The sequence below is a fragment of the Massilia sp. P2_C2 genome, from assembly GCF_056404615.1.
This window is the reverse complement of the sequence record NZ_JBFUDR010000644.1, coordinates 1-861: the sequence shown is the minus strand read 5'-3', so window position 1 is coordinate 861 and position 861 is coordinate 1. Positions and strand designations below refer to the sequence as shown.

At 76.1% G+C, this 861-nt stretch carries 1 protein-coding gene and 1 pseudogene; both read left to right on the top strand.

Going from position 1 to position 861, the window contains the following annotated elements:
- The coding region (locus AC1DYX_RS31585; protein ID WP_477266214.1) for a cation transporting ATPase C-terminal domain-containing protein at positions 1 to 385 on the top strand (385 nt) is incomplete at its 5' end.
- An 11-nt stretch (positions 386 to 396) separates the two neighbouring features.
- Positions 397 to 861 (top strand): annotated as a pseudogene (locus AC1DYX_RS31580) (universal stress protein); the annotation flags it as partial.

Genomic DNA, 861 nt, shown 5'->3' with positions numbered 1-861 from the left:
CCGCAAGCTGGCGGCGGCCCTGCTGCGCGGCGTGTGGGCGGCGGCGCTCGCGGCCGGCTGCTACGCCCTGGCCCTGGCCGCGCTGCCGCCCGCACAGGCGCGCGCGACGGCGTTCGCTGCCCTCATCCTGTGCAACCTCGGCCTGCTGCTGTCCAGCCGCCAGGAGGCCGGCGCGCTCGGCGCGCTGCGCGTGGCCAATCCGCTGTTCGGCGCCATCGCCGCCAGCGCGATGCTGTTGCTGGCAGGCGCGCTGTGGTGGCCGCCGCTCGCCACGTTGCTGCTGTTCGCACCGCCGCCGGCCGCCTGGCTGGGTGCGGCGGCGCTGACGGCGCTCGTCATGCTGCTCGGCCTGCAGCTCGCGGCCGGCCGCGCCGGACAGCCATAATGGAGACCGCCATGCACTACAAGACCATCCTCGTCCATGTCGACGCCGATCCCGCCGCGCCCGACCGCATCCGCCTGGCCGCCCGGCTGGCGCGGCAGGCCGATGCCCACCTGGTCGGCGCCGCTCCCACCGGGATCTCCCGCTTCCTGGTACCTGCCGCCGCGGGTCCCGCGATCGAGACGCGCTGCCAGATGCTCCGCGGCGCGGCCGGATCGGCACTGGAGGCGTTCGAACGCATCGTGCGCGAGGAAGGCGTAGTATCCAGCGAGGCGCGGCTCGTGGACGACGACGTCGACGCCGCCATGGCGCTGCAGGCGCGCTACGCCGACCTCGTCGTCGTGAGCCAGCCCGACGCCGCCACCGTCGCGCCGCCATTTCCCGCCGACCTGGCGGCCCGGCTGGCGTTGGGCGGCGGGCGTCCGGTCCTCGTCGTGCCCCGTCAAGGGGCGGCCACCGTCGGTGCCGCGGCGCTGGTC